The sequence below is a fragment of the Streptomyces sp. NPDC045998 genome (assembly GCF_056430285.1).
On record NZ_JBWKLJ010000006.1, the window covers coordinates 173398 to 199231 of the forward strand.

The window sequence follows — 25834 nt, forward strand, 5'->3', positions numbered from 1 at the left end:
GGTCCCGTTTCCTGGCCGGGCGCGGGGGCACCCGCGACTACATGGATCACTCGAAGGCACCCGTACTCGACGCCCTGCGGGCGTACCACGCCGAGAACCAGACCCCCTTCACCCCACCCGGGCACAAACAAGGGCGCGGGGCCGATCCGCGCGTGCGCGCGGTGCTCGGCGACGCCGTGTTCCTCTCCGACGTCCTGGCCACCAGCGGCCTCGACGACCGGATGTCGTCGAAGGGCATCGTCGAGCACGCCCAGGAGCTGATGGCCGACGCGGTGGGCGCGGAGCACACCTTCTTCTCCACCTGCGGCAGCTCCCTGTCCGTGAAGGCGGCGATGCTGTCGGTCGCGGGCCCGCACGAGAAGCTGCTCGTGGGGCGCGACGCGCACAAAGCGGTGGTCTCCGGCCTGGTCCTGGCCGGCATCGTGCCCATCTGGGTCGACCCCCAGTGGGACGCCGAACGCCACCTCGCCCACCCGCCGTCCGCCGACGCCTTCCGCGCCGCGTTCGCCGAACACCCCGACGCGCGGGGCGCGCTGGTGACGACGCCGACGCCGTACGGCACCTGTTCCGACCTGCCCGGCATCGCGCGCGTCTGCCACGAGCACGGCGTGCCCCTCATCGTCGACGAGGCGTGGGGCGCCCATCTGCCCTTCCACCCCGACCTGCCGACCTGGGCCATGGACGCCGGGGCGGACGTGTGCGTCACCTCCGTCCACAAGATGGGCTCCGGACTGGAACAGAGCTCGGTCTTCCACCTCCAGGGCGACCTCATCAAGCCCGAGGTCCTCAAGAGCCGCGAAGACCTCCTCGGCACCACCAGCCCCTCGGTACTCGTCTACGCGGCCCTCGACGGCTGGCGCCGCCAGATGGTCGAACACGGCCACGCCCTCTACGACGACGCGCTCGCCCTCGCCAAGTCCGTACGGGCGCGGATCGCCGACATCGACGGCCTGCACGTGCACGGCCGCGACGACTTCTGCGGGCCCGGCCGCGCCTTCGACATGGACCCGCTCCAGGTCATCGTCGACATCACCGCCCTCGGTACGACCGGCTACCGCGTCGCCGACCGGCTGCGCGAGAAGCACCACATCAACCTGCACCTCTCCGACCACCGCCGCAGCAGCGCCCAGCTCACCCACGCGGACGACGAGGCGAGCGCGGACGCCCTCGTCACCGCCCTGGCGGAAGCGGCCGCCCACGCCGACGAGATGCGCCCCGCCCCCGAGGTCGAGGTGCCCGACCCGGCCGAGCTGCGGCTGGAGCAGGTGATGCTGCCGCGGGACGCGTTCTTCGGCCGGACCGAGCAGGTTCCGTGGGAGAAGGCCGTCGGCCGGGTCACCGCCGAGATGCTCACCCCGTACCCGCCCGGCATCCCGGCGGCCCTGCCCGGCGAACGCCTCAACGCCGAGGTCCTGCGCTACCTGCGCAGCGGCGTCGACGCGGGCATGGTCGTGCCCGACGCGGCGGACACGGAGGTCAAGAGCATCCGGGTGTCCATCGAGGACTGAGGACGCCGACGACGCCGACGACCCCCGCGAAGCCTGCGACCCCCGCGAAGCCCACGGCGCCCGGACCGGGCCACCGGCGGCGGACGGGACCACCGGTGCCGGCCCCGCGTCACAGCCCGGCCGCGGCCTTGTCCCGCAGGCAGGCCCACGCCCGCTCCCGCACCTCCGCACGCAGCAGGACGTCCGCCGCCGTACAGGCGAGAGCCTCGGCCGCCGCGAGCATGGCCCGCCGCGCACGCGGGGAGGCGGCCGCGGCCGCGAACCGCGGGGTGTGGTCCGCGCCGTCCTCCGGGTCCATGATCGAGACCCAGGGGTGGATCGCGGGCACCCGGTTGCTGACGTTGCCGATGTCGGACGAGCCGAGGTAGATGCCCGGCACCGGCTCCGAGAGCCGCAGCCCCGCCCGCTCGATGTGGTCCGCGAACCGGCCGGACAGCACGTCGTTGTCGCGGAAGTGCTCGTATCCCTCGCCCACCCGCTCCACGTCCACCGTCGTACGGGTGGCGAGGGCGATGCCCTGGGCGCAGGAGCGCAGCTCCGCCTCCAGCTCCTCCCGGGCCGCCGTGGTGCCGCCGCGCAGCCCGAAGAGGCCCTCGGCGTAGTCCGGGACGATGTTCGTGGCACGGCCGCCGTCCGAGATGATGCCCTGGACGTGGGAGCCGGGCGGCAGCCTCCTGCTCAGCACGGGCAGCGTGTTGAACAGCTGGATGAGGGCGCCGAGCGCGTCGATGCCCTCCCTCGGGTTGCCCGTGGGGTGCGCGGCGCGGCCGTGGAAGCCGACCCGCAGCTGCGCGCTCGCCGTCAGCGGGGCCCACGTCCAGTCGTACACGCCCGGATGCACCATCAGCGCGGCGTCCACCTCGTCGAAGAGCCCGGCCTCCACCTCGACGACCTTGCCGCCGCCGTGCTCCTCGGCCGGGGTGCCGACGGCCAGCAGCGAGCCCTCGACCCGGCCGAGCGCCGCCCCCGCGGCGAGCGCCGCGCCCAGACCGGCCGCCGCGATCACGTTGTGGCCGCAGGCGTGGCCGAGGCCGGGCAGCGCGTCGTACTCCAGCAGCAGCGCCACGCGGGGCCGCCCGCCGCCACCGGTCCGGCCGGCGAACGCCGTCGGCAGGCCGGCGACGCCCCGCTCCACCTCGAACCCGGCGGCCTCCAGCTCACCGGAGAGCAGCCGCGCCGCCCGGTGCTCCTCGAAGGCGGTCTCCGGGTCGCGGTGCAGCGCGAGGGCGACCTCCCACAACCGGTCGGCGCGCGCGGCGACCTCCTGGCGGACGCGGGCGTACACGGGCTCGAGGGCGTCGGACACGTCGGGGCCTCCTCGGGACGGCGGTCGGGCCGGCCGGCGCTCTCGCACGGCCTGGCGGACGTGTTCCACGCCTCCGCCGCACGATGCCCCCGGAGCCGTACGCGTCGGGTCAGAACGCGTACCGCACGCGCAGCCAGGGCGCGTGGGTGCCGATCAGCGCCGTGAGGCGCGCGACCGACTCACGCTTGACCTCGTTGCGGTAGCGGACGTTGCGGGCGCCGTTCTGCGAGCGCTTGGCCTGCTGCAGGGCGGGCTGCCACAGGACGTCCTCGGCGCGCGGGTGCCAGGTCCGGTTCACCTCGTGCAGCTCGCGGTTGTGGGTGAGCATGATGACCTCGGCCGCCGCCTGCGCCTTGACGGCGGGAGGCAGGACGTCGTCCATGTGGCGCAGCAGGTCGGCCCAGTCGGCTTCCCAGCCGGGCCGGACCACGACGGGGGAGAGGTTGAAGTGCACCTCGTACCCGGCGGCGAGGAAGTCGCCCGCCGCCGCGATCCGGTCCGCCACCGGGCTCGTACGGATGTCCAGGAGCCGCGAGTCGGCCGGTGGCATGACGGAGAAGCGGATACGGGTGGCGCCGCGCGGGTCGAGGCCGAGGAGCTCGCGGTTGACGTACTTGGTGGCGAAGGACGCCTTGGCGGTGGGCCGGCGCCGGAAGGCGTGGACGAGTGCGGCGGTGCCGTCGCCGATCAGCGCGTCCACCGAGCAGTCGCCGTTCTCACCGATGTCGTACACCCACCGGTCGGGGTCGCACTGGTTGGGCTCCGGCTTGGGCCCCAGCCCGTCGATGTGGCGGTCCAGGGCCCCGATGATCTCCTCCACGTTCGTGAAGAGGGTGATCGGGTTGGCGTAGCCCTTCCGCCGGGGCACATAGCAGTACGCGCACGCCATGGCGCACCCGTTGGAGGCGCCGGGGGCGATCCAGTCGGCGGAGCGGCCGTTCGGGCGGACGTCGAACGACTTGCGGACGCCCAGCACGAGCGTCTGCCGCTTCACGCGCACCCAGCGGTCCGCGTTGCCCTCGTTGCCGTGCAGGTGCGGGATGTTCCAGTGGGAGCCCACCTCGATGAGGCGCGCGCCGGGGAACCGGCCGATGATGGCGCGTCCGCGCGGGGACAGCGCGGCGGCCGGCTCGGCGTGGATCTCGGTCACGTCGAGGAGGTCGTGACCTCCCGGTTCCGGCCGGGGCTCCGGCTCCTCGGTGGCGCCCAGCAGCTCCTGGAGGCCGAAGAGGGCGTCCGGGCCATCGGGCGGCGGGGGTGGGGGCGGGGGCGGGCGGTGCATCGGTTCTCCACGGGGCGGCGGCACTCCCTCCAGCGTGCCACCCCCCTCTGACAGCGGCCGCGCCGAAGGCCCTCCGCCGCGGTCCCCGGGGCCTCCGCCGCCCCGCCGGCCCGCCGGCCCCAGGCCCTACGCCTCCACCCGGGGGCGGCGCTCCGCGCGGCGGCTGCGCAGCCGGCGGCCCAGGGCGAGGAACCGCGGGTGCCGTTCGCCCAGCTCGGCCGAGCGGCGGTCCAGCTCCTCCATGAGGCGCTCGCTGCGCTTGTCGAGGTCCAGCTCGTCGAGGATGCGGTCGATCTCGGCGAGCAGCGCCCCGTGCAGCTGCCACTGCCGGGGGTGTTCCTGTACGTCCTCCAGGAGCATGTCGGCGACCCGGTCGCGGGTGGCCCGGCTCGCGGCGAGCGCCTCGGTCAGCTGCTCCTCGGCGCGCTCGGCGTTGGCCGCCACCTGGGTGGTGATCAGCCGGGCGAAGCTCTCGATGGCGTCGGCCATCTGCCCGAACAGCTCCTTGAGCCCGTCGGCCACGTCCGGTGGGAACAGCGACTCCTCGGTGCGGAACTTCGCCAGGTCGGTCAGGCTGCGGGTCAGCACCCGCAGCACCACGGCGCAGATCTCCAGCGTGTCCAGGCCGGTGCGCAGCACGATCCGCGACAGCAGCCCCTCCCGTACCCGCGGGTTGAACATGAGGCTCTCCTCCGCCTGCCGCAGCGAGGCGTCGACCTCCACGATGTCGTGGTCCAGCCGCCGCGCCTCGTGCAGCCGGGCCGCCGCGTGCGCGAACGGGATGTGCCCCGCGCCGATCTCGTCGCCCATGGTCCGGAACATCCGGCCCATCCCGCGCGCCAGGCCGTCGATGGATGCCCCGGCGCTCTGCACCCACACGGGCGGCGCGAACAGCAGGTTGAACAGCAGGCCGACCCCGGCGCCGATCAGCGTCTCCAGCACCCGGTGCCAGGCCATGGAGGCGATCTGCGACACGCCGAGGACCAGCATGGCGCTGATCGCCACCTCCGGTACGAACTCGTCCACCCGTACCAGCCGTCCGATGATCAGCGAGGTGAAGATCGTCAGGCCGAGGCTCCACCAGGTCAGTCCGACCAGCGCCGAGAAGCCGATGGCGATGAGGACGCCGACCACGACCGAGTTCACCCGGCGGATGCCGGTGGTCAGGGTCGAGTAGAGCGTGACCTGCACGACCAGCAGCGCCGTGAGCGGCGCCGTCAGGGGAGAGGGCTGGTCGGGCAGGACGGCCAGGGCGACGACGAACGAGATGACGGCCGCGGCGGTCGAGCGAATGGTCTGAGCTGCGACAGGTTCGGTCGTCCGCCGCACCAGTTTGATCACAGGAGCTGATACTTCTGGCATTTCATTCCCCTGCCCGATCATGAGTCACTCAGTACACACGCGTCCCGGTAACCGCCCGGACGCCCGTGTTTGCCGCCCGGGTGACGTGGTACCGCCAAAGCCCTGACCACCGTCACGTGGCCACCGTCACGTGGCCACGGTCGAGTGACCACCGTCGAGGAGGAGCGATGCACTCACCCGCCCGCGACCGCGCCCACACCCCCGTCGCCGTCGTCACCGGGTCCGACTCGGGCATCGGCCGCGCCACCGCCGTGCGGCTCGCCGCCGAGGGCATGGACATCGGCATCACCTGGCACACCGACGAGGAGGGCGCCCGGCGGACCGCCGAGGAGGTACGGGCACACGGGCGCCGGGCCGCCGTCACCCACATGGACCTGACCAAACTGCCGGACGCCGCGGGCGCGGTGGACCGGCTCGCCGAGGAACTCGGCCGCATCGACGTCCTGGTCAACAACGCCGGCACCGGCACGGCCACGCCCTTCCTGGACATGGCGTACGAGACCGTACGCGGCGTCCTCGACGTCGACCTGATCGGGCCGTTCCTCTGCGGCCAGATCGCCGCACGCCGCATGATCGGCCAGGGCGGCGGCGGCCGGATCGTCAACGTCACCTCGGTGCACGAGCACCAGCCGCGGGTCGGCGCCGCGCCCTACTGCGCGGCCAAGGGCGGCCTCGGGCTGCTCACCCAGGTGATGGCGTTGGAGCTGGCCGAGCACGGCATCACCGTGAACGCGGTCGCGCCCGGCGAGATCGCCACGCCCATGACGGGCCAGGAGGACGAGGACGTGACACGGAAGTCCCGGCCGGGCGTACCGCTGGGCCGGCCGGGCGACGCGCGCGAGGTCGCCTCGGTCATCGCGTTCCTCGCGGGGGAGGAGTCCTCGTACGTCACCGGCGCGTCCTGGGTCGTGGACGGCGGGATGCTCCGGATGGGCCCGCAGGCCGGGTCCCACCTGGAGAGCGACGCCTGGCGCCGCCCCTGAGCCCGCGCCCCGTGAACCCGAAACCCCGCGCCGCCCCTGAGCCCTGAGCGCGGCACACGACGAGGGCCCGCCCGGCTGTTCCGGGCGGGCCCTGCGCCGTGCGCCGTCAGCGGGTCAGCGCGTCACCACATGCCGCTCGTCCGGCACGCAGTGCGTCATCGTCAGGCCCTCGACGTCCCGGGGCGGGTTCTCCCCGAGGTTCGCCAGCCGCTTGCGGTCCTCCTCGGTGAGGTCCTGGCTCGCGAGCGGTTCGAGGTGGGCGACGTCCTGCGGGCTGATGCCCAGGCCCTCGCCGACCCGGAGCCCGAGGTCGTTCTCGACCAGCAGGAAGTGCCAGACCATCCGCTCCTGCACGGGGCGGTCGCACTGCTTCAGCGCGTTGACGAAGTTGTGCACCAGGTCGTCGCGCTCCCACTGCTCCATCAGCAGGTACCGCTGCCCGGCCTGCAGGTAGTCGTTGGTGCGCGGGATCCGCTTGCGGGTGAGCCGGCCCCGGATCTCCGGGCCCTGCTCGTCGTGCGTGGGGTACTGGCCCTCGCGCAGCCCGCCCCTGATCGACGGCTCGTAGTTGACGTCGGGGTTCTCGCCGTGGCCGTCCTGGCGGTACGTCATGAAGCCGTCGCGCTGGTTGGTGCGCACGTCGGCGTTCTTGGCCTGGTTGACCGGCAGCTGGAGGTAGTTCGGGCCGACCCGGTAGCGCTGGGTGTCGCTGTACGAGAAGGTCCGGCCGACCAGCATCTTGTCGTCGGAGAAGTCCAGCCCGTCCACGAGGACGCCGGTGCCGAAGGAGATCTGCTCGTTCTCGGCGAAGAAGTTCTCCGGCATCCGGTTGAGCACCATCTTGCCCACCGGCTTCGGCGGGAAGTCCTGCTCCGGCCAGGTCTTGGTGTCGTCCAGCGGGTCGAAGTCCAGCTCCGGGTGGTCGTGGTCCTCCATCATCTGGACCAGCAGTTCCCACTCGGGGTAGTCGCCGCGCCCGACCGCGTCGTACAGGTCCTTGGTGGCGTGCCCGAGGTTCTCGGCCTGGACGTTGGCCGCGTCCTCCTCGGTCATGCTGCGCACGCCCTGCTTGGGCATCCAGTGGTACTTGACCAGGACCGTGTTGCCCTGTTCGTTGACCCACTTGTACGTGTTGACACCGAAGCCCTGCATGTGGCGGTAGTCGGCGGGGATGCCCCGGGGGCTGAAGAGGTTCACCAGCATGTGCATGGACTCCGGGGTCTGCGACATGAAGTCGAAGATCCGGCGCGGCTGCTGCTGGAAGGTGACCGGGTCGGGCTTGAGCGAGTGGATCACGTCCGGGAACTTGATCGCGTCCCGGATGAAGAACACGCCCAGGTTGTTGCCGACCAGGTCCCAGTTGCCGTCCTCGGTGTAGAACTTCACCGCGAACCCGCGCGGGTCGCGGGCGGCCTCCGAGGAGTCGCGGCCGCCGATCACCGTCGAGAAGCGGACGGCCAGGTCGGTGCGCTTGCCGCGCTCCTGGAAGATCTTGGCGCGGGTGTAGCGGCTGATCGGTTCGTCGCCCCAGGCGCCGTACGCCTCGAAGTAGCCGTACGCGGTGACGCCGCGGGCGTGCACGACACGCTCGGGGATGCGTTCCCGGTCGAAGTGGCTGATCTTCTCCAGGAACTGGTAGTTCTCCAGCGTCGCCGGGCCGCGGGCGCCGACGGTGCGCTGGTTCTGGTTGTCGTAGACCGGGTGCCCCTGGCGGTTGGTGAGCACCTTCCGGTCGTCGCCGGGCGCGGGACCCCGGCTCGATACGTCCGTCACGATCCTCGGCTCCTTTTGATGCCATCTCTACGGTTTGGTCCGATGTGTCGCAGTATCCTCCGTTACCCCCGCTTCGTGGAGGACTAACGCGAGCGCTGCGCCACTGCCGCGACTACCGCACCGCCCCCGCCCGCTCCCGCGTCCGCGTGCCCTCCCCGTCCCCGGACGCCGTGTGCACCGGCAGGTGGTAGATGGCGAAGGCCCGGCCGATCACCGGCTGGGCGACGTTGCGCACCCGGATCCCCTCGCTGGTCATGCCGTGTTCGACGCCCATGTGCGCGTGACCGTGTACGGCCAGGTCCGCGCCCGCCTCGTCCACCGCCTCGGCGAGCAGGTAGCTGCCCAGGAACGGGTAGATCTCCAGCGGCTCGCCCGCCAGCGTGTCCGCCACGGGGGAGTAGTGCGTCAGGGCGATCCGCACCGCGCAGCCCGCCTCGTCCAGGGTCTCCAGCGACCCTCGCAGGGCGTCCGCGCAGCGCCGGGTGTAGCGGATGAACGACTTCATCTCCGGCTCGCCGAACTCACCGCCGCTGCGCCCGGCGAAACCGCCGCAGAACCCCTTGGTCCCGGCGACGCCGACCCGTACCCCGTCGATGGAGAGCACGGTGCCCTGGCCCTCCAGCACCGTCACACCGACGGCGTCCAGCGCCGCCGTCACCTCCGTCTCCTGATCGCTCTGGTAGTCGTGGTTGCCCAGGACCGCCACGACCGGCACACCGAGACCGGCCACCTCCCCGGCGACCACCTCCGCCTCCCGGGCCGTGCCGTGCCGCGTCAGGTCGCCCGCCAGGAGCAGCACGTCCGCGCACTCGCGGAGGGTCTCGAAGGCGGGCCGCAGCGTTCCGGCGCTGTCCGGTCCCAGATGGATGTCGCCGACGGCTGCTACTCGGATCACGACAGCTCCTCGGAGTGGTCGGGCGGGTTCGCGGAGGCCACGACCAGGTCTTCGCGCAGCGGGAGCCCGGCCAGTTCCTCCTCGGCGATCCGCAGGATCTCGGTGCGGCAGGCGGTGCTGGAGACGGTGCCGTACAGCATCACGCTCGTTCCCCGCTGCTCGATGCGTACGCCCAGCTCGGCGATGTCCTCGCTGGCCAGCCGGTCCCGCAAGTGGGCGATGCGGTACTCGGCGGTGTCGGCCGCGCTCATGACGGTCCCTCCCGTCGTTCGGTGACCGGTTCGATCACGTTCAGGCGCTCCAGCAGGAACAGGAACGCCTCGGGCATCGCGGACCCCCGGCTCTCGCGCCGCAGCAGCTCCCAGTCGATCTTCTCCCGCAGCGTCCGGGCGATCGGCAGGACGGCCCCGAAGTCGCAGTGGTGCTCGGAGAAGGCCGCCAGCAGGCTGCCCACGAGGTCCGTCGGCGCGAGCACCGGCATCCGCACCGAGTCGACCGGCAGGACGTCCGCGCGCTCCAGCAGGTCGGGCGTCACCGGGTGCCGGGCCAGCTCGAAGATCAGGTCGATGTTCTCGCCGTGGGCCGTCGCCTTGATCAGCCAGTCCTCCGGCGGCTTGCGCACCGGGATCCCGGCGCCCTCCAGCACCCGGGCCACCTCCTCCGCGTCCTCGCGCAGGATCGCGAAGTCGGTGTCGTGCTGGAGGTTGCCCGGCACGCCGTGCGCGTACGCCGCGACGCTGCCCGCCAGGGCGAACCGGAGCCCGGCACCCTTGAGCAGCCCCGCCACCTGCTTGGTGGCCTCCAGGATGGCCTGCATCCTGTCCCGTGGCAGCCAGGCTTCCCCGGCCGCCCCTCCGCCGCCCATGGCGACGTCCAACGGCACGGCGGTGGGGTCGCCCTCCACCGCTCTGCCCCCGGCCAGCCGCAGCCCGGCCGGTTCCTCCGGCCCCTCGGGCCGGATGGCGTCGTGCGAATGATGTGTCACGGTGCTCCGTCCTCCCCTCCTCGGCTGCAGGAGGGGGTTCGGGTACCCGCAATGCGCGAAACGACCCCCCATCCGAGGGGATCATTGGAAGGACACACCCGGATGGTCCATGCGGGCCGTCTCGAACGACGGCACCAGCCCCCGTGCGCGCGCCGGCGCGACGGCGGCCGGGTTCGTCTCGTGGCGAGGAAGGCGTACCGGTCGTCGTACCGGACGACCGAGACGGCCGACACCGGGGCCGGGTCCCGTCGAGCCGGCCCACGAAGAACCCGTCGGGGTCCTGTACGAAGAAGCACGGCCCGTAGGACAGGCCGGGGTTCCACCCCTCCGCCACGGCCCACGCGTGCACGGTCGACCAGTCCGCCGGTGTCGCGCGCGACACCTGAAGCCCCGCCTTGGGTTCTCCTCCGGGCCGTTGATCGGTTGCCCCCGTACGCTACCCACCATGTGCTGGAGCGCCACGGCCGATCTGGCGGCGGGCACGGTCGTCGCCGCGATCGGCGTGGCCTGTACGGCGCGGGTGCGCCGGGCCCGGGAACTGCCGCTCGCCGCACTGCCGTTGCTCCTCGGCGCGCACCAGATCGTGGAGGCCGCCGTGTGGCGGGCGGGCGGCGGCAGCGGCCCGGCCACCCTCGCCTGGGCGGTGATCGCGCTGCCGCTGCTGCCGGTGTGGGTGCCGCTCGGAGTGCTGGCCGCCGCGCCGCCGGGCGGCCGGCGGCGCCTCGCCGCCCCCGCCGCCACCGGAGCCGTGACGGCCGCCGCCCTGGCGTACTGCCTCGCGACCCGGCCTGTCACCGCCGAGATCCGCGGCCGCACCGTCGGGTACGTCCTCGACCTGCCGTACGCGCCGCTGCTGATCGCCGGCTACCTCGTGGCGACGGTCGGCGCGCTGCTGCTGGCGCGGGACGGGCTCCTGCGGCTGCTCGGCGCGGTCGTCGCGGCGGGCGCGGTGGTGTGCCTCCTGCTGTGGCGGCTGGAGTTCGTCTCCACCTGGTGCGCCTTCGCCGCCGTCGCGTCGGCCCTCCTGCTGGTCCGGGCCGCCCGAACCGACGCCGTCCGCACCCCCTAGGACCTCTCCTCGGGGCCGGGGGCCGCGGCCGGGTCCAGGATGCGGGTGAGGAAGTGGCGGGTGCGCTCATGGCGCGGATCGCCGACCACCTGCGCGGCCGGGCCCTCCTCGACGATCACGCCGCCGTCCATGAACACCACCCGGTCGGCGACCTCCCGGGCGAAGCTCATCTCGTGCGTGACGACCATCATCGTCATGCCCTCCGCCGCCAGCATCCGCATGACCGACAGCACGTCGCCCACCAGCTCCGGGTCGAGCGCCGACGTCGGCTCGTCGAAGAGCATCACCTCCGGGCCCATCGCCAGCGCCCGGGCGATCGCCACCCGCTGCTGCTGCCCGCCGGACAGCTGCGCCGGATAGGCGTCCGCCTTGTCGGCGAGGCCGACGCGCGCCAGGTTCTCGCGGGCGACCTTCGCCGCGTGCTCCTTGCCGCGTCCCAGCACCCGCCGCTGCGGCAGCGTCAGGTTCTCGGTCACCGTGACGTGCGGGAAGAGGTTGAACTGCTGGAACACCATGCCGATCCGGCGGCGTACGGCGTCGATGTCCACGTCCAGGTCCGTGACCTCCGTACCGCCGACGAACACCGTGCCCCTGGTCGGCTCCTCCAGCAGGTTCACGCAGCGCAGCAGCGTCGACTTGCCGGAGCCGGACGGCCCGATGACGCACACCACCTCACCGGCGGCCACGTCCAGGTCGATGCCGCGCAGCACCTCGTTGGCACCGAAGGACTTGTACAGCCCCCGGATCTCGATCTCGTTCTCTGGCATCGGCGTCGTCCCTCACTTCGCCCTGGCGGCACGGGCCTCGAGGCGCCGGGCCAGGAAGCTCAGCGGAATCGTCACCAGCAGGTAGCACAGCCCGGCGACGAGGATGGGCGTGGAGTTGGCGGTCTGGCTGGCCAGGTCCCGCCCGAACTTGGTCAGCTCCCGCTCCTGCAGCGTCACCCCGAGGAACAGCACCAGCGAGGAGTCCTTGAACAGCAGCACCAGCTGGTTGGTCAGCGGGGGGATGATGATCCGGTACGCCTGCGGGAGGATCACCGACACCATGGCGCGGGCGTGCGAGAAGCCCAGCGAGCGCGCCGCCTCCATCTGGCCCTTCGGCACGGCCTGGATGCCCGCCCGGATCGTTTCCGCCATGTACGCCGCGGCCACCAGCCCGAGACCGAGGGCGACGTTGCCGTACGTACCGCCGGGGATCTCCGTACCGGGGAACGCCAGCGGTACGGCGACCCCCACGAAGATGAAGATCAGCAGGGCGGGCAGACCCCGGAAGATCTCGATGTAGACGCCCGCGGCCCACCGGTACGGCGCCACCGACGACAGCCGCATCAGGGCGATGAGCAGGCCCAGGACGAGACCGAAGACGAACCCGGAGACGGTGTACACCACCGTGTTGCGCAGCGCCGTGGTGATGATGTCGGGGAAGAGCCGGGTGGCCAGGTCCGCCTGCGCGAACTGGTTCTGCAGGCGGTCCCAGTCCGCCAGGACGCCGAGCAGGACGAGGGCGGCGACGAAGACCGCGTACTGCACCCCCTGCGAGATCCGCCGCCGCTGGCGCCGCGTCAGGCGTGAGGTCACGACACGCCCTTGGGCATCGGGCCGATCCACTCCTCGTACACCTTCTTGTACGTGCCGTCGGCCTTGGCGTCGGTGATCGCCTTGTCGATCGCGGCGCGGAGCTTGTCGTTGCCCTTCTTCACCGAGAAGCCGTACTGCTCACCGGTCTCGATGTTCTGCCCGAGCGCGAACGCGTCGGCGGTGGCCTTCTCCTTCAGCCAGCCCTGCACGACCGGGTAGTCGATGACGACCGCGTCGACCTGACCGGTGCGCAGCCCGTTGAGGACGGCGTCGGAGCTCTCGAACGCCACCGGGTCGAAGCCCTGGCTCGTGGCGTAGCTCTCGCCGGTGGTCTCCGCCTGCGCGCCCAGCTTCAGCTTCTTCGCCTTGACGTCCGCGAGGGTGGTGGCGCCGCTCTTCTTGCTCGCCAGGAGGGCCTGGGTGGCGTCGAAGTAGGGGACGGAGAAGTCGACGTTCTTCTTGCGCTCGTCGGTGATCGTCATGCCGGCGGCGGCGAGGTCGCACTTGCCGGAGTTGAGGAACGCGCCCGTCTTGAAGTTCTCGAACGGCGTGTCGAGGATCTTCTGTTCGACCTTGAGGTTCTTCGCCACGAGGTCGACCAGCGCCACGTCGAAGCCGACGATCTCGCCGTTCCGCTCGAACTGGAAGGGCGGGTACGGCAGATGGGTGCAGACGGTGAGCTTGCCCTTCTCGACGACGGGCACTCCGCCCGCGGCCTCACCGGGTCCCTCGTCGCCGTTGCCGCACCCGGCGACCAGCACCAGGCCGGCCACGGTGGCGCAGGCGGTGAGGACGGTACGGGGACGAGGGGCGCGCTTGCCGACGGTTGTCCTGAGCACGGTTGACCTCCATGACCGGGGGAGCGGCGGACGGTACCGGGTGAGGCGACCGCCGACCATGATCGTATGCCACCCCGGCCGGGACGTCGCGGCGTTTGCGTACGCCTGTGCGGACGCCGGTCCGGTCGCGGGTCCGGCCGCTGGTACGGACGCCGGTGGGTACGGCAGCGCGGGGCCCGCGCCCCAGGGCGTCACGGGCGGCCTGTCCCGGGACCCCCGGGTCGGGACAGGGGCCGCATGGGGGCCGGCGCCTCATGCCGCCGGGACGCCGGGCGGCGGAGCTTGAAGGGGCGACATTCCGAACCCCACGTGATGAGTGAGCCCCCCATGATGCGCACCACTTCCGCAGCGTCCATCGACCGCGCCATGCTCGCCGGCAACGTCCACTACCCCGTCCTCGTACGGAGCGGTGACACCGGCCGCGACGAGCTCACCCGGCGCGCCGCCGGACTCGCACCGGACGCGTTCTGGCTCGTCTCGCGTGCGGGTCTGCCCGAGGCGCACACCGCCTGGGCGGAGCGCCTGCTCGGCCCGGTCGCCCCCGTGCGGCGGCTGACGGCGCCGGACACCCCCGACACCCCCGGCAGCCCCGACGCGTCCTGGGCCGTGCGCCCCGCGCCCGGCTCCGTGGTCGTCGCGCTCGGCGGCACCGGCGTCCTCGACGCCGCGGCCCGCCTGGCCGTCCGCGCCGCCGACACCGCCCGGGGCGACCCCACCGGGCGCGGACCGCGGCTGATCCTCCTGCCCACCACCCCCCGGGCCATGACCGACACGGCCTTCACCCTGGAGCGCTCCGGCGCCCCGGGCACGGCGCCCGCGCTGGTCTGGGCCCAGCTGGACCTGCTGAGCACCCTTCCGCCCAGCGCGCTGCGCTCCGGCCTGGCCGCCCTCGTCCGGAACGTCCTGGCGGTCAGCCCGGCGTTCTACGACTCGGTCGGCGCCCTGCTCAGGCCGGACCTCACGGGTTACGACGCGCTGCCGCTGGCACGCGCCGTCGCCCTGAGCGCCGAGATCCGCGCCACGCTCATGTGCTACGACCCGCGCGAACAGGGCCCGGCCACGGCGTTCCGCTACGGCCACACCGTCGCCGACGCCCTGCTGTCCCTGCGGACCGGGCTGAGCCACGGTGACGCCCTCGCGCTGGGCATGCTCGTCGCCGCCCGGATCGCCGTCCTCGCCGAACTGCTCGGCCCGGCCGCCGAGCGGGCCCACCACGAGCTGCTGGACCGCTGGGGAGCCCCCCGCGAGCTGCCCGCCCCGCTCACCGCCGCCGACGTGGCGACCGCGCTGCGACGCGGCCCCACGGCGGGCCCCGTGCCCGCCCCGTACTCCGGACCGGCCCGCATGGTGCTGCTCGACGCGCTCGGACAGCCCCACGTGGCGCGCGGCCGGCTGCTCACCGAGGTCGACGACGACCTGGTGACCCAGGCACTCGGCGCGATCGCGCCGACCGCCACCCCCACCCCCACGCCCACTCCCACACCCGCCCCTCGCGCACGCGAACTGACCTTCCACTGACACCGAGGAGAACCCCGTGCCCCTCCCGCACACCCACACCCACACCCACGGCCTGTTCACCACCGACGGCCCCGCCCCCGGCTGGACCGTCGCCACCGCCAAGCCGGTCACCTACCGCGTGGGCTTCGCGCCGGACGTGTTCGCGCCGGACAACCCGGCGCTCGCGGCCGCCGGAGCCGCCGACGGCGCGCCGGCCCCCTCCCGGCGGCTGCTGGTCGTCGAGGAGCGCGTCGACATGCTCTACGGCGACGCGATCCGCGCCTACTGCGACGCCCGGGGCCACGACGCGTACGAGATCCACGTCCTGCCGGCCCACGAGCGGCTGAAGACCATGGAGTCGGTGTACTCCGTGGTGGAGGCCATGGACCGGTTCGGCGTGGACCGCCGCCGGGAGCCGGTCGTCGCCATCGGCGGCGGCGTCCTGCTCGACGTCGTCGGCCTCGCCTGCAGCCTGTACCGCCGCTCCACGCCGTACGTCCGCGTGCCCACCACCCTCATCGGCCTGGTGGACGCCGGCGTCGGCGCCAAGACCGGCGTCAACTTCAACACCGGCAAGAACCGGCTCGGCACCTACCACCCGGCCACCGAGACCCTGCTGGATCCGGCGCTCCTCGCCACCCTCGACCGGCGCCACCTCGGCAACGGCATGGCCGAGATCCTCAAGATCGCGCTCATCAAGGACGCCGAGCTGTTCGAACTTCTCGACCGCCACGGGGCGAGCCTGGTCGCCGAGCGCTTCCAGGGCGCCGGCCCGCTGCGGGCGGCCGGCGACGAGGTCCTCGCCCGGGCGGTCCACGGCATGCTCGAAGAACTCCACGACAACCTCTGGGAGCACCGGCTGGAGCGCGTCGTCGACTACGGGCACTCCTTCAGCCCCACGATCGAGATGCGCGCCCTGCCCGCGCTGCTGCACGGCGAGGCCGTCAACCTCGACATGGCGCTGACCACCGTCATCGCCTGGCGCCGCGGCCTGGTCACCGCCGTCCAACGGGACCGCGTCCTCGGCGTGATGCGCGCCCTCGGCCTCCCGGTGCACCACCCCCTGATGGAGCCCGGCGTGCTCAAGGACGCGCTCGCCGACACCGTCCGCCACCGCGACGGCAAGCAGCGCCTGCCGCTGCCCGTCGGCATCGGCGGCTCCGTCTTCGTCAACAACCTCACCGCCCGCGAACTGGACCGCGCCGCCGACGACCTGGCCGCGGTGGCGGGCGACCTCAAGGAGGTGGGCTCGCATGCGTGAAGCCGTCGTCATCGCCGACGTCCACGCCCCCGCCGACGTCCACGGCGTCCACGACGCCGACGGGCACTCCCGCTGGTCCTGCCTGGCCCGCCGCACCGGGCTGCACGGCGGCTGGGAGGCCGTCGAGTGGGCCTGGCTGCCGCCGGGCGGCGTCAGCGGCGAGCACCTGCACTCCCGCACCGAGGAGCTGTACTTCCTGCTCTCCGGGCGCGGCGAGATCAGCCTCGACGGCCGGCCCCACCCGGTCAGGGCGGGCGACACCGTCCTGACCGGGCTCGGCGCCCGCCACGCCCTGCGCAACACCGGACGCCGGCCCCTGGCCTGGCTCGTCGTCGAAGTCCCCGCCCCCGTACACGCACAGAAGGAGCACCCCATGGGCGACACCCCCCGCAGCGCCGTCGTCCGCGACCTGCGCGGTCACGGCCCGCTGGACGCGTCCACCGTCCTCACCGGGCCCCTGCGCACCGTGCGGCTGAACCGGCTGCCGGCCGGCGGCAGCGCCGCCCTCGACGCCCACGGCGAGGAGCACACCGTGTTCATCACCGGCGGCACCGGAACCGCCCGCACCACCGGCCGGCACGTGTCGGTGGCCCGGGGCACCGCGCTGACGCTGCCGCTCGGCACCTCCGCCTGGCTGACGGCGGACGCCGACGGCCTGGAGTACTTCCACGCCGTGCTCGCGGTGGACGGAGCGGGGGAGGGCAAGCCGTGATCGTCCACTCCGGTCACCGGGCCACCCTCCTCCTCGGCCCCGGCACCGAACGCACCACCATCCGCTGCCTCGCCCGGCGCGGCATGCTGCACAGCGAGTGCGAGGCGTTCGACCACGTCCACCTCGACCCCGGCACCCACCTGGACCTCGCCGGCCGGGACGGCACCGAAGCCGCCTGGTACGTCCTGGCCGGCTCGGTCCTCGCCGACGACCGGCTCCCGCTCGGCGAGCGCGCCCTCGTCCTGGCCCGCCACGGGGAGGGCGTACGCCTCACCGCCGGCCCGTACGGCGCCGACCTGCTGTGCCTGACCCTCACCCCGCCGGCCGTCACCCGCACCCTGCCGCCCCGCACCCCCAGCACCACACGTGAGGAGACCTCCGCATGACACCCCCCGCCCTCTCCGTGCCCGGCGCCACCGCCGTCCACCACATCGCCTACACCGTGCCCGACCTCGACGAGGCGGTCGGCTTCTTCACCGGTGTCCTCGGCGCCGAACTCGCCTACCGCACCGGCCCGATTGCCGACCCCGACGGCTCCTGGATGTCACGCCAGCTCGGCGTCCACCCCGACGCCGTCGCGCACATCGCCATGCTGCGCCTCGGGCCGGTCACCAACGTCGAGCTGTTCCAGTACGAAGCGCCCGGCCAGCGCCGCGCGTACCCCCACAACAGCGACTGGGGCGGGCACCACCTCGCCCTGTGGACCGACGACCTCGACGCGTCGCTGCGCCACCTCACGTCCCACGTCGGCGTCGAGGCGCTCGGCGAGCCGCAGACCGTCGGCGAGGGACCCATCGCGGGCACGCGCTTCGTCTATCTGCGCACGCCCTTCGGCCTGCACCTGGAGCTCGTCCACGCGCCCGGCCGCCCGCCCTTCCACGACACGACCGCAGTCCGCCTCTTCCAGCCGGAAGGAACCCCGTCATGACCGACCCGACCGACCTCTTCGGCCCCGGCACCCCACCGGTCGTACGCCGCGAACAGGACGTCTACGAGGCCGATGTGGCGATCATCGGCTCGGGCGCCGGCGGCTCCACCACGGCCTGGGCGCTGGCCTCCACCGGCGCCCGCGTCCTGGTCGTCGAGCGCGGCGGCTTCCTGCCGCGCGAGGACGCCAACTGGTCACCCGAGGCCGTCTTCGAGGAGGGCCGCTACCACAACGCCGGCACCTGGCGCACCGCCGACGGGCGGTCCTTCTCCCCGGCCGTCCGCTACTACGTCGGCGGGACGACCAAGGTCTACGGCGCCGCCCTGCCCCGCCTGCGCGAGAGCGACTTCACGGCCACCGAGCACCTGGACGGCACCTCACCCGCCTGGCCGTTCGGCTACGCCGACCTGGAGCCGTACTACGCCGAGGCCGAGCGCCTCTACCGGGTGCACGGCCAGGACGGCACCGATCCGACCGGGCCGCCGCGCTCGGAGCCGTACCCCTACCCGGCCGTCGCGCACGAACCGTTCATCGGCGAGCTGGCGGGCAGGCTGCGGGAGCAGGGCCTCAACCCGTACCCCGTCGAACTCGGCGTCGACCTGCGGCCGGACGGTGCCTGCCTGCGCTGCGGCACCTGCGACGCCTTCCCCTGCCGCGTGGAGGCCAAGAGCGACGCCGAAACCCGCGCGCTGCGCCCCGCCCTGCGGACCGGGTCGGTGCGGCTGCTCACCCACACGCGGGCGCTGCGGCTGCACACCCACCCCTCGGGCCGCGTGGTCACGGCCGTGGACGCGGAGCGCGGCGGCCGTACCGTACGCATCCGGGCCGGGACGGTCGTGGTCTCCTGCGGAGCGGTGAACTCCGCGGCGCTGCTGCTGCGTTCCGGGGGTGCCGCGCACCCGCGCGGGCTGGCCAACGGCAGCGGGCTCGTCGGCCGCAACCTGATGATGCACAACAACAGCATGCTCGTGGCCGTCGACCCGCGCCGCCGCAACCCGGTGACGTTCCAGAAGACCCTCGCCGTCCACGACTTCTACCTGCCGGGACCGCACACCGAGCACCCGCTCGGCGCGATCCAGCTCATGGGCAAGGTGCACACGGCGGCGCTCGCCGCGGCCCACCCGCGCCTGCCGCGCCGGCTCCTCGGCGCGCTGGCGTCCCGCAGCGTCGACTGGTGGCTGATGTCGGAGGACCTGCCCGACCCGGCCAACCGCGTCCTGCCCGCCCCCGACGGCGGTGTGACCGTGCGCTGGGAGCCCACCAACACCCGCGCCCACCGCCGCCTGGTGCGCGGCGCGGCCCGCATGATGCGCCGCGCCGGCCATCCCCTGGTCTTCAGCCGCTCGATGGGCGCGGAGGCCGGGCACCACTGCGGCACCACGGTCGCCGGGACGGACGCGGCGCGCTCGGTCCTCGACCCGTACTGCCGCAGCCACGAGGTGCGCAACCTCTTCGTCGTCGACGGCGGCTTCTTCCCGTCCTCCGCCGCCGTCAACCCCACCCTGACCATCGCCGCCCAGGCCCTGCGCACCGCCCGCGAGGGCGGCGTCCTGCCCTGAGCGGTGGAACCCCTTCGCAAGGAGACCCCATGCCCCTCTCCACCGCCGCCGTGATCCGCGCCCGCGGCCATGCCTTCGCCTTCGAGGAGGTACGCGTCGACGCGCCCCGCCCCGACGAGGTCCTCGTGCGCGTCCGCGCCGCCGGCATCTGCCACACCGACCTGAGCGTCCGCGCCGGTCACACGCCCTTCCCCGTCCCGGCCGTCCTCGGGCACGAGGGCACCGGCACCGTGGAGGCCGTGGGCTCCGCCGTCGCCGCGGTCGCGCCCGGCGACACCGTCGTCATGAGCTTCGCCTCCTGCGGTACGTGCCCGGCCTGCCGTACGGGCCGTCCCGTACGGTGCGACCACTGGCCCGCGCTGAACCTCTTCGGCGGCAGCCGCCTGGACGGCAGCGCGACCGTGCGCGGGACCGGCGCGCACGCGGGCGCCGCGCTGCACGGGCACTTCTTCGGCCAGTCGTCGTTCGCGACGCTCGCCGTGACGGGCGCCCGCAACGTGGTGCCCGTCCCCGCGGACCTGCCCCCGGAGGTGCTCGCGCCCCTCGGCTGCGGCGTCCAGACCGGGGCGGGCGCGGTGCTCAACGTGCTGCGCCCGGAGGCGGGCCAGAGCCTCGCCGTCTTCGGCACTGGCTCGGTGGGCCTGGCGGCGGTGATGGCCGCCCGCCTCACGGCCGCCACCCGTGTGATCGCCGTGGACCCCGACCCGCGGCGGCTCGCCCTGGCCCGCCGCCTCGGCGCCACCGACATCGTCGACCCCCGGGACACCGACGCCGTCGACGCCGTACGGGACCTGACCGGCGGGCGCGGCGCCGACCGGGCGCTGGAGACCAGCGGCCTGCCGAGGGTGCTGCGGCAGGCGGTGGACAGCCTCGCCGTGGGCGGGGTGTGCGGGGTCGTCGGGGCGCCGCCCGCCGGGACCGAGGCGGCCTTCGACGTACCGTCCCTGCTGGACCGGGGGCCGCGGATCGTCGGGGTGAACCAGGGCGACGTGGTGCCGGGCGTCTTCATCCCCGCCCTGGCCGAGCTGCACCGCGCGGGGCGGCTCCCGGTGGACGCGATCGTGGAGACGTACCCCTTCGACGCGATCGAGGAGGCGGCGGGGGCGGCGCTCGACGGCCGGGTGGTCAAGCCGGTCCTGCTCATGCCGTGACGCCGGATGTCAGGCGATGCCCGGAAAATATGCCGCTGTCACAAAGATCACTTAGGGTCGAGATGTGAGTGAAGCTGGCGAACACCGTGACACCGCGGACCGGCACGTCCTGCGGACCCTCATCGTCGAAGACCACCCGCTCTTCCGCAGCGGCCTGAAGACCGCCCTGGAGAGCCTCGGCGAGGTGGCCGTCGTCGGGGAGGCGGAGACCGTCGCCGAGGTGCCCGACGCCGTGGAGAGGTGCCGGCCCGAGGTCGTCATCATGGACCTCGGGCTGCCGGACGGCTCCGGCATCCAGGCGATCCGCACCCTCGCCGCACTCCACCCCGGCCTGCCCGTGCTCACGCTCACCATGTCGGACGACGAGGGCGACCTGCTGGCCGCCCTCCAGGCCGGGGCGCGCGGGTACGTGGTCAAGGGCGCCGGCGCCGAGGAGGTCCTGCACGCCGTCCGGACCGTCGCGGCCGGCGGCGCCGTGTTCGGCGCGGGCGTCGCCGCGCGCCTGACCGGCCTCGTCTCCGGGAGCAGGCGGCGCGACGCGGAACAGCTGTTCCCCGCCCTGACGGCCCGCGAGTGCGAGGTGCTGGACCTGATCGCGCGCGGGTTCGACAACCGGCGCATCGCCCGGGAGCTGGTCCTCTCCGAGAAGACCGTGCGCAACCACATCACGCACATCTTCGAGAAGCTCCACGTGGCCAGCCGCGCCGAGGCCGTCGCCCGCGCCCGCGACGCGGGCCTCGGCGAAGACGCCTGACCGCCGTCGGTCCCGCCGCGACACGGGACCGCGACGGGACACGCGCCTCATGCGGCCGGGACGCCGGGCGGCCGACCCTGGAAGGCCACCCGGCGATGGCGAGGAGCACACGATGCCCCGACCAGGACCACGGACGACCAGAGCACCGGCGCCCGGCGCACCCGCGCCCGGCGACGGACCCACGACCGACGACGCGCGGCGCCCCCGAGCACCCGCCGCCAGGAAGCCCCCCGGCGCGGGCCCGCCGCTGCTCCCGGCGTACGGAGTCTGCGTGGCCACGGCGCTGTCGGGGGTGTTGTGGGTCGTCCTGACCATCAGCCACCTCGGCCACCCGGCCTTCGTGGCGACCGAGCTCCACTACACGGCCATCGGCCTGCTCCTGGGCCTCGGGCTGCCCCTGTCCGGCATGTCGTTCATCGCCCGCGGCTCCGGCAGCGTCTTCGGCTGGCTGCTGCTGTGCGCCGGCGCCGCGGCCGCGGTGGGCGCGGCCCTGTCGACCGCGGCCGCCATCGGACTGGCAGGTCCCGCGGCCGGCCCGGCCGCCGTCGCGGCGGCCGTCGTCGACTACACGCTCTTCGGCGTGGTCATCTACACCCTGCCCCTGTGGCTCCCGGACGGCCGCACCCCGCGCGGCTGGTGGCGGGTGTACGTGATCGCCCTGGCCGTGTGGAGCCTGGCGCAGCAGCTCTTCGAATGGGCGGGGGAGGACTCCTGGTACGAGGTGCGCAACCCGCTCGCCACCGGAGTGTGGGGGCGGGTGCGCGACTGGGCGGCCCCGTTCATGGAGCCCGCCCGCCACTGGGTTCCGCCGATCGTCGTCGGCGTGTGCCTGGTCATCCTGGTGGTGCGGATGGCGCGCTCGGCGGAGTACCGCCGCAGCACCTTCGTCGTCGTGCCGTACGCCGCCTGGGTGACCGTCCTGTACCTGCACAACTACGCCGACATTCCCGAAGGTGTCCGGATCGCCCTGCAGTACCCGGCGGCCCTCGTGTGGCCGCTGGCCCTCGGCTACCTGCACGCCCGACGGCGCACGTGGGTGCTGGACCGGGCCGCGCGCCGCGTCCTGACGGCCATGCTCCTGACCCTCGTCCTGTTCGTGGCGTACGGCATCGGCGGCCTGCTGCTGTGGACCCTCGCGCCCGGCACCGCGGACCCGGCGCGCCTGCTGCCCGCGTGCGCCGTCGCCCTGGTCGTCGGCGTCCTGCTCCGGCCCACGGCCCGGTGGGCCTCCCGCGTGGTCGACCACTACTACTACGGCGAACGCGCCCACCCCTACCAGGTGGTCCGCGACCTCGCCGACCGCCTGAGCCGGGCACCCGACCCGGGAGAGGCGCCCCGGCTGCTGTGCGGCATGGCCGTGCACACGCTGGGCCTGCCCGCGGCGGCCGTCACCGTGCACACCCAGTACGGGCCCCGGGAACTGGCCAGGTCCGGCGAGCCGGACGGCGGCGGCGAGCGCGCCACGGAGAGCTTCCCGCTCCTGTACCGGGGCGAGGAGATCGGACGGCTCGCGGTGGAACCGCGCACCGGCGAGCTGGCGCTCGACCCGCAGGACCGGGAGGCCGTCCAGGTGCTCGCCGAACACGCCGCCCCCGCCCTCGCCTCCCTGCGGCTCCACCAGGACCTCCAGAGCAGCCGGGAACGCATCGTCCTCGCCCGCGAGGAGGAGCGCCGCCGTCTGCGGCACGACCTGCACGACGGGCTCGGCCCCGCCCTGTCCGGCCTGCGCCTCCAGGTCGACGCCGTCCGCCGGAGCGCCGCGCCGGAGGCCGCGCAGCCCCTGAACGCCGTCTCCGACGGCATCGGACAGGCCATCGAGGAGCTGCGCCGCATCACCGACGGCCTCGCACCGGCCGCCCTGGACGGCGCCGACCTGTCCCGCGCGCTGCGGCAGCTCGCCGAGCAGCTCAGCACCCGGACGCTGTCCATCTCGGTGACCGTCGACCCAGATCCGCTGCCCAGGCTCTCCGCCGCCCTCGAAGTGGCCGTGTACCGCATCACCGCGGAAGCGCTCCACAACGCCGTACGCCACTCCCGCGCCGACCACGCCCACGCCACGGTCACCGTCGCGGACGGCACGGTGGCCGTCAGCGTCGCCGACGACGGCGACGGCTTCTCCGCGCACCCGCGCGGCCCCGGGGTGGGGCTGCGCTCCATGGCGGAGCGGTCCGAGGAGCTGGGCGGCCGCTTCACGCTCAGCAGCACCGCGGACGGCACGGTCGTCCAGGCGGCGCTCCCGGCCCGGCCTGGGACCACGACGGGACACCAGCCCCATGCGCCCGGGGCGGGGAGCGAACCAGACTCGTGAGCGTCGGACCACACACCACGAGCGATACGAGGAGTTCCCCATGGCCCGCACCCGAGCCCGCACCGTGGCCGCCGCCGTGGCCGCCGCCACCGCGGCAGCCGCAGCCGCCCACAGCTGGGTGAAGCACCAGCAGGACCAGCCCCGTCAGCGGTACTGGCAGCGCTTCGGCGCCAGAGGCTCGAACAAGACCTGCTGGCCGAAGTGCTGACCCCGAGCGCCGCCTCAGGCGCTGACCCCGAGCGCCGCCTCGGGCGCCATCCCGGGCGCTGACCCCGAGCGCCGACCGAACGGGCCCGGCATCGCCGGGCCCGTTCCTCCGTTCCCCCGTACGCCGGTGACTTCTCTCCCCGGGCCGTACCCCACGGCCGCCCGCGCCTGTAGATTCACGCCGCAGAAGTGGTGTTGGCGTGGAGGTAACGGCTGTGTTGATGGTGGGCAAGATCCTGCGGTTCGACGAGGTCCGCGGTTACGGGTTCATCGTCCCCAGGGAAGGGGGCGAGGACGTGTTCATGCACGCGAACGATCTGGTGGACGACAAGTACCTGTACCGAGCGGGGCGCGAGGTGGAGTTCTACCTGGAGATGGGCGACAAGGGCCCCAAGGCGTCGGAGATCCGCCTCGTCGACCAGCCCGCGCGCCGCCCCGCGGTGCCCGCGCCCGCGCCCGCCCCGGGAGACGACCCGGACGACGACACGCTGGACGTGCTCACCACGGCGGAGTTCCAGGCCGAGCTGACCGAGGCGCTCATCGACGCGGACGGCACCCTGACCGCCGCCCAGCTCAAGCGCGTCCGCGCCAGCGTCACCGAGCTGGCCCGCTCCTACGGCTGGCTCGACGCCTGACCCCCCGCCGCCCCGCCCCGCGCAGGTCGTTCAGCGTTCCTCGTCCGGGTAACCCCACTCGATGACGCCCTTCGCCGCCGGGGCGGCCTCGGTCACGGCGAACGCGAACGCGCTCTCGAACTCCGGCTGCCAGCGGCCGAAGCGGGTGATGCTGAGCGGGAACTGCGTCTCGCCCGACACGAAGTGGACACCGTCGTCGCAGGCCGTGCCGTAGCTGATCTGGTCCTCGATGCCCTCGTCGCGCAGCAGCTCGCCGATCGACGCGGCGACCGCCTCGGCCTGCGCCGCGTCCGTGAGCTCAGAGACGGTGAAGTGGATGTTGATGTTGACCGACATGCCCGCAGGCTACCTCCCGCCGTGGGCGGGGCAGGCCCTGCCCACGGGCGAGACGGCAGGAGGCCGAGGGCGGTCTCGTGGAACCATCGGTCAGTCCCGGTCCGGTGCCGGGGCGGGGGCGCGCAGCGCCGAGGCCAGCCGCAGCAGACGGGTCTCGTTCCCCCGCAGGCCCGCGCGGGCGAGGGCCTCGTCCGCCTCCGCCAGCGACGACTCCAGGTACACCCCGGCCATCGGCGCGAGCTCCGGGTCGCCGAGCACCGCCTGCGCCGCCTCCACGAGTCGTAGGTACGCCTGGGCCGCCGCGCGCTCGCGCATGCCGAAGGTGGTCGTGGTCATCTCTCGCTCCTCGTCGACCGGTTGGGAGTTCCACTCTCCCGCACGGCACTGACAATCAGCGGTCGCGGACGTACCGCTCCAGCCGCTCCAGGAACTCCCGCTGCGCCGACACCAGCCGGGGCGCCGCCTCCTCGGGCGTGCACCACGCGACGCGGTCCACCTCCGGGAACTCCCGTGTCACGCCCGAGCCGCGCGGCCACTCCATGGTGAACGTGCCGGGCACCACCGCCTCCGGGTCGAGGTCGCCCTCCACCGCCCACACCGTGACCACCTTGCCGCCCGCCTGCCGCACCTCGCCCAGCGGCACGGCGTCCCCGTCCGGCACCGGCAGCCCCAGCTCCTCCACGAACTCCCGGCGCGCCGCCGCCTCGGGCGACTCGTCCGCCGCGTACTCGCCCTTCGGCACCGACCAGGCCCCGGCATCGCGCGAGGCCCACAGCGGCCCGCCCATATGGGCGATGAGCACCTCCAGGCGCCCGCCGGAGGTGCGGAACAGCAGCAGACCCGCGCTTCGCTTCACCGTCATACCGAAACGCTACCGTCGGTCCTACAGCTCGAACGGAGGACC

Annotated in this window: 27 protein-coding genes; 14 read left to right on the top strand and 13 right to left on the bottom strand. The window is 73.7% G+C overall.

The window, feature by feature from the left end; translation table 11 throughout:
* The first annotated feature begins 41 nt into the window (after nt 1–41).
* Nucleotides 42–1508, top strand: coding sequence for an aminotransferase class I/II-fold pyridoxal phosphate-dependent enzyme (locus AC07FJ_RS19475; RefSeq protein ID WP_479050465.1), 1467 nt, complete (start codon nt 42–44; stop codon nt 1506–1508).
* A 109-nt stretch (nt 1509–1617) separates the two neighbouring features.
* On the opposite strand, the gene AC07FJ_RS19480 is transcribed toward AC07FJ_RS19475, so the two are convergent.
* The 3 genes from AC07FJ_RS19480 to AC07FJ_RS19490 all read right to left on the bottom strand — a co-directional run bounded on the left by AC07FJ_RS19480 (nt 1618) and on the right by AC07FJ_RS19490 (nt 5458).
* Entirely contained in the window at nt 1618–2814 is a 1197-nt protein-coding gene (locus AC07FJ_RS19480) for an amidohydrolase (RefSeq protein WP_479050467.1), read from the bottom strand.
* A 109-nt stretch (nt 2815–2923) separates the two neighbouring features.
* A complete protein-coding gene (locus AC07FJ_RS19485) occupies nt 2924–4096 on the bottom strand; it encodes a spore photoproduct lyase family protein (protein ID WP_479050469.1) in 1173 nt (390 codons plus the stop codon).
* Between the two features lie 126 nt (nt 4097–4222).
* Nucleotides 4223–5458 (bottom strand): FUSC family protein, encoded by a 1236-nt coding sequence (locus AC07FJ_RS19490; RefSeq protein WP_479050471.1) that lies wholly within the window; start codon nt 5456–5458, stop codon nt 4223–4225.
* Between the two features lie 167 nt (nt 5459–5625).
* Between AC07FJ_RS19490 and AC07FJ_RS19495 the strand changes: the two genes are divergently transcribed.
* The gene (locus AC07FJ_RS19495; RefSeq protein WP_361423657.1) at nt 5626–6441 is read left to right on the top strand and encodes an SDR family oxidoreductase; all 816 of its coding nucleotides are present in this window, start codon (nt 5626–5628) and stop codon (nt 6439–6441) included.
* Nucleotides 6442–6555: 114 nt separating this feature from the next.
* Here AC07FJ_RS19495 and AC07FJ_RS19500 read toward each other — a convergent pair whose 3' ends face one another.
* The 4 genes from AC07FJ_RS19500 to AC07FJ_RS19515 form a co-directional block, all read right to left on the bottom strand.
* Complete coding sequence (locus AC07FJ_RS19500; RefSeq protein WP_479050473.1) at nt 6556–8214, bottom strand: catalase; 1659 nt, start codon at nt 8212–8214, stop codon at nt 6556–6558.
* A 112-nt stretch (nt 8215–8326) separates the two neighbouring features.
* The gene (locus AC07FJ_RS19505; RefSeq protein ID WP_479050475.1) at nt 8327–9109 is read right to left on the bottom strand and encodes a metallophosphoesterase family protein; all 783 of its coding nucleotides are present in this window, start codon (nt 9107–9109) and stop codon (nt 8327–8329) included.
* Nucleotides 9106–9360 (bottom strand): hypothetical protein, encoded by a 255-nt coding sequence (locus AC07FJ_RS19510; protein ID WP_479050476.1) that lies wholly within the window; start codon nt 9358–9360, stop codon nt 9106–9108. Before AC07FJ_RS19510 ends, AC07FJ_RS19505 begins: the two co-directional genes overlap by 4 nt.
* On the bottom strand, nt 9357–10094 hold the full coding sequence (locus tag AC07FJ_RS19515) for a nucleotidyltransferase family protein (RefSeq protein ID WP_479050478.1): 738 nt from the start codon (nt 10092–10094) through the stop codon (nt 9357–9359). Before AC07FJ_RS19515 ends, AC07FJ_RS19510 begins: the two co-directional genes overlap by 4 nt.
* A 445-nt stretch (nt 10095–10539) precedes the next feature.
* Here AC07FJ_RS19515 and AC07FJ_RS19520 point away from each other — a divergent pair, with 445 nt between their 5' ends.
* Entirely contained in the window at nt 10540–11163 is a 624-nt protein-coding gene (locus AC07FJ_RS19520) for a DUF6629 family protein (RefSeq protein ID WP_479050480.1), read from the top strand.
* On the opposite strand, the gene AC07FJ_RS19525 is transcribed toward AC07FJ_RS19520, so the two are convergent.
* The 3 genes from AC07FJ_RS19525 to AC07FJ_RS19535 are packed head-to-tail and all read right to left on the bottom strand — an operon-like array spanning nt 11160 to nt 13582.
* Complete coding sequence (locus AC07FJ_RS19525) at nt 11160–11930, bottom strand: amino acid ABC transporter ATP-binding protein (protein ID WP_479050482.1); 771 nt, start codon at nt 11928–11930, stop codon at nt 11160–11162. The two genes, AC07FJ_RS19520 and AC07FJ_RS19525, sit on opposite strands and share 4 nt — an antisense overlap.
* Before the next feature lie 12 nt (nt 11931–11942).
* Nucleotides 11943–12743, bottom strand: coding sequence for an amino acid ABC transporter permease (locus AC07FJ_RS19530; protein WP_361423672.1), 801 nt, complete (start codon nt 12741–12743; stop codon nt 11943–11945).
* Nucleotides 12740–13582 (bottom strand): ABC transporter substrate-binding protein, encoded by an 843-nt coding sequence (locus tag AC07FJ_RS19535; RefSeq protein WP_479050484.1) that lies wholly within the window; start codon nt 13580–13582, stop codon nt 12740–12742. The genes AC07FJ_RS19530 and AC07FJ_RS19535 overlap by 4 nt, the downstream gene beginning before the upstream one ends.
* 327 nt (nt 13583–13909) lie before the next feature.
* On the opposite strand from AC07FJ_RS19535, the gene AC07FJ_RS19540 reads away from it, so the two are divergent.
* The 11 genes from AC07FJ_RS19540 (at nt 13910) to AC07FJ_RS19590 (ending at nt 24594) form a co-directional block, all read left to right on the top strand.
* A complete protein-coding gene (locus AC07FJ_RS19540; protein WP_479050486.1) occupies nt 13910–15100 on the top strand; it encodes a 3-dehydroquinate synthase family protein in 1191 nt (396 codons plus the stop codon).
* Nucleotides 15101–15116: 16 nt separating this feature from the next.
* On the top strand, nt 15117–16340 hold the full coding sequence (locus AC07FJ_RS19545) for a sedoheptulose 7-phosphate cyclase (protein WP_479050487.1): 1224 nt from the start codon (nt 15117–15119) through the stop codon (nt 16338–16340).
* On the top strand, nt 16333–17052 hold the full coding sequence (locus AC07FJ_RS19550; RefSeq protein WP_479050489.1) for a cupin domain-containing protein: 720 nt from the start codon (nt 16333–16335) through the stop codon (nt 17050–17052). Before AC07FJ_RS19545 ends, AC07FJ_RS19550 begins: the two co-directional genes overlap by 8 nt.
* On the top strand, nt 17049–17438 hold the full coding sequence (locus AC07FJ_RS19555) for a hypothetical protein (RefSeq protein WP_479050491.1): 390 nt from the start codon (nt 17049–17051) through the stop codon (nt 17436–17438). The genes AC07FJ_RS19550 and AC07FJ_RS19555 overlap by 4 nt, the downstream gene beginning before the upstream one ends.
* Nucleotides 17435–17980: a VOC family protein gene (locus AC07FJ_RS19560; protein WP_479050493.1), complete on the top strand. Its 546-nt coding sequence runs from the start codon at nt 17435–17437 to the stop codon at nt 17978–17980. Before AC07FJ_RS19555 ends, AC07FJ_RS19560 begins: the two co-directional genes overlap by 4 nt.
* The gene (locus tag AC07FJ_RS19565; protein WP_479050495.1) at nt 17977–19539 is read left to right on the top strand and encodes an FAD-dependent oxidoreductase; all 1563 of its coding nucleotides are present in this window, start codon (nt 17977–17979) and stop codon (nt 19537–19539) included. Before AC07FJ_RS19560 ends, AC07FJ_RS19565 begins: the two co-directional genes overlap by 4 nt.
* Nucleotides 19540–19568: 29 nt before the next feature.
* A complete protein-coding gene (locus AC07FJ_RS19570; protein WP_479050497.1) occupies nt 19569–20690 on the top strand; it encodes an NAD(P)-dependent alcohol dehydrogenase in 1122 nt (373 codons plus the stop codon).
* Between the two features lie 64 nt (nt 20691–20754).
* Nucleotides 20755–21444 carry a response regulator transcription factor gene (locus tag AC07FJ_RS19575; protein WP_479050499.1) on the top strand — a complete coding sequence of 230 codons (690 nt, stop codon included), beginning with the start codon at nt 20755–20757 and terminating at the stop codon, nt 21442–21444.
* 271 nt (nt 21445–21715) lie between these two features.
* Complete coding sequence (locus AC07FJ_RS19580) at nt 21716–23752, top strand: sensor histidine kinase (protein ID WP_479050501.1); 2037 nt, start codon at nt 21716–21718, stop codon at nt 23750–23752.
* A gap of 40 nt (nt 23753–23792) precedes the next feature.
* The gene (locus AC07FJ_RS19585; protein ID WP_479050503.1) at nt 23793–23960 is read left to right on the top strand and encodes a hypothetical protein; all 168 of its coding nucleotides are present in this window, start codon (nt 23793–23795) and stop codon (nt 23958–23960) included.
* 214 nt (nt 23961–24174) lie between these two features.
* Complete coding sequence (locus tag AC07FJ_RS19590) at nt 24175–24594, top strand: cold-shock protein (protein WP_479050852.1); 420 nt, start codon at nt 24175–24177, stop codon at nt 24592–24594.
* Nucleotides 24595–24624: 30 nt separating this feature from the next.
* Here AC07FJ_RS19590 and AC07FJ_RS19595 read toward each other — a convergent pair whose 3' ends face one another.
* From AC07FJ_RS19595 to AC07FJ_RS19605, 3 genes are all read right to left on the bottom strand, one after another.
* Nucleotides 24625–24930, bottom strand: coding sequence for a hypothetical protein (locus AC07FJ_RS19595; RefSeq protein ID WP_479050505.1), 306 nt, complete (start codon nt 24928–24930; stop codon nt 24625–24627).
* 90 nt (nt 24931–25020) lie between these two features.
* Nucleotides 25021–25266 carry a hypothetical protein gene (locus AC07FJ_RS19600; RefSeq protein WP_479050507.1) on the bottom strand — a complete coding sequence of 82 codons (246 nt, stop codon included), beginning with the start codon at nt 25264–25266 and terminating at the stop codon, nt 25021–25023.
* Nucleotides 25267–25321: 55 nt separating this feature from the next.
* The gene (locus AC07FJ_RS19605; protein ID WP_479050509.1) at nt 25322–25792 is read right to left on the bottom strand and encodes an NUDIX hydrolase; all 471 of its coding nucleotides are present in this window, start codon (nt 25790–25792) and stop codon (nt 25322–25324) included.
* Nucleotides 25793–25834 lie beyond the last annotated feature (42 nt).

What these genes read in the sequence shown, in the direction of transcription:
- AC07FJ_RS19475 (WP_479050465.1), top strand. Translation starts at nt 42, where the DNA reads ATGGATCACTCGAAGGCACCCGTACTCGACGCCCTGCGGGCGTACCAC.
- AC07FJ_RS19485 (WP_479050469.1), bottom strand. Translation starts at nt 4,096, where the DNA reads ATGCACCGCCCGCCCCCGCCCCCACCCCCGCCGCCCGATGGCCCGGAC.
- AC07FJ_RS19490 (WP_479050471.1), bottom strand. Translation starts at nt 5,458, where the DNA reads ATGCCAGAAGTATCAGCTCCTGTGATCAAACTGGTGCGGCGGACGACC.
- AC07FJ_RS19495 (WP_361423657.1), top strand. Translation starts at nt 5,626, where the DNA reads ATGCACTCACCCGCCCGCGACCGCGCCCACACCCCCGTCGCCGTCGTC.
- AC07FJ_RS19510 (WP_479050476.1), bottom strand. Translation starts at nt 9,360, where the DNA reads ATGAGCGCGGCCGACACCGCCGAGTACCGCATCGCCCACTTGCGGGAC.
- AC07FJ_RS19520 (WP_479050480.1), top strand. Translation starts at nt 10,540, where the DNA reads ATGTGCTGGAGCGCCACGGCCGATCTGGCGGCGGGCACGGTCGTCGCC.
- AC07FJ_RS19525 (WP_479050482.1), bottom strand. Translation starts at nt 11,930, where the DNA reads ATGCCAGAGAACGAGATCGAGATCCGGGGGCTGTACAAGTCCTTCGGT.
- AC07FJ_RS19540 (WP_479050486.1), top strand. Translation starts at nt 13,910, where the DNA reads ATGATGCGCACCACTTCCGCAGCGTCCATCGACCGCGCCATGCTCGCC.
- AC07FJ_RS19550 (WP_479050489.1), top strand. Translation starts at nt 16,333, where the DNA reads ATGCGTGAAGCCGTCGTCATCGCCGACGTCCACGCCCCCGCCGACGTC.
- AC07FJ_RS19560 (WP_479050493.1), top strand. Translation starts at nt 17,435, where the DNA reads ATGACACCCCCCGCCCTCTCCGTGCCCGGCGCCACCGCCGTCCACCAC.
- AC07FJ_RS19565 (WP_479050495.1), top strand. Translation starts at nt 17,977, where the DNA reads ATGACCGACCCGACCGACCTCTTCGGCCCCGGCACCCCACCGGTCGTA.
- AC07FJ_RS19570 (WP_479050497.1), top strand. Translation starts at nt 19,569, where the DNA reads ATGCCCCTCTCCACCGCCGCCGTGATCCGCGCCCGCGGCCATGCCTTC.
- AC07FJ_RS19585 (WP_479050503.1), top strand. Translation starts at nt 23,793, where the DNA reads ATGGCCCGCACCCGAGCCCGCACCGTGGCCGCCGCCGTGGCCGCCGCC.
- AC07FJ_RS19595 (WP_479050505.1), bottom strand. Translation starts at nt 24,930, where the DNA reads ATGTCGGTCAACATCAACATCCACTTCACCGTCTCTGAGCTCACGGAC.
- AC07FJ_RS19600 (WP_479050507.1), bottom strand. Translation starts at nt 25,266, where the DNA reads ATGACCACGACCACCTTCGGCATGCGCGAGCGCGCGGCGGCCCAGGCG.
- AC07FJ_RS19605 (WP_479050509.1), bottom strand. Translation starts at nt 25,792, where the DNA reads ATGACGGTGAAGCGAAGCGCGGGTCTGCTGCTGTTCCGCACCTCCGGC.